Source organism: Herbaspirillum sp. B65 (genome assembly GCF_000333555.1).
Classification (GTDB): Bacteria; Pseudomonadota; Gammaproteobacteria; order Burkholderiales; family Burkholderiaceae_D; genus Herbaspirillum; species Herbaspirillum rubrisubalbicans.
Map to the genome: position 1 here is coordinate 1 of NZ_BADI01000216.1, position 891 is coordinate 891.

General features: G+C 59.3%; 1 protein-coding gene and 1 pseudogene. Both read right to left on the reverse strand.

Going from position 1 to position 891, the window contains the following annotated elements; translation table 11 throughout:
- The coding region (locus tag I5W_RS05590) for an APC family permease (protein WP_044528502.1) at positions 1 to 653 on the reverse strand (653 nt) is incomplete at its 3' end.
- A 37-nt stretch (positions 654 to 690) separates the two neighbouring features.
- Positions 691 to 891, reverse strand: a pseudogene (locus tag I5W_RS05595) (amidase family protein); the annotation flags it as partial.

The following is an 891-nucleotide window of genomic DNA, read 5'->3' on the forward strand; positions in this document are numbered from 1 at the left end:
GAAATGGCGTCAAAACCAAGGTAGGAGAGGATGCAGATCGAGGTGGCGGAGAACACCTTGCCCAGCGAGAACAGTTCGCTGGAGTAGAAGGGCTGCAAGTCCAGTCCACCACCATGGCCCTTGAGCAGGGCGTGCAGGCCCAGGATCAGCAAGCCCAGCACGATGATGAACTGGGCTGCTACCGAGAGCATGTTCACGCGTGAGGTGACGGTCACGCCGAACCAGTTGATCAGCAGGGCGATGCTGACCAGGATGATGATCCAGGTGGCGCGGTCGATCTGCGGCATCAGGGTACCCATGCCCACCGACATCAACAGGAAGATCAGGGACGGAATCAGGAGGTAGTCCAGCAGCACCAGCCAGCCCGCCAGAAAGCCCGGGAAGCCGCCCAGGCAATAGCGCGCAATGCCATAGACCGAGCCGGCGCTGGGTACCACCTCGGTCATGACCGCATAGCTCTTGGCGGTAAAGTACATACAGATGGCGCCCAGCAGGTAGGCCAGGGCGATCAGGCCACCCGAGGCGGCCCAGACGAAACCGAGGGTGGACAAGGGGGCGACGGGGGCGATATAGGCCAGTCCATAGGCCAGTAAATCACGATATTCCAGGCTGCGGGTCAGGCGTACATCTTGGCTGTCAGGGCTTGCGGTCATGGTGTCTCCAAATGAGTGAACGGGATAGTCCTAGCAATTAGAGTGCCGGGTACTTCCAGTCTTGTATTTTTTCCAGTGCCGCGCCGATGCGCACGACCATCGTTTCTTCGAACGTGGGGCCGATGATCTGTATTCCGGTGGGTACGCCATTGCTGGCCAGCCCCGAAGGCATGGCCAGGATAGGATAGCGGCTCAATAAATTGAAGGGGTAAGTCAGGGCATTGGTGAGCAGGTTGTC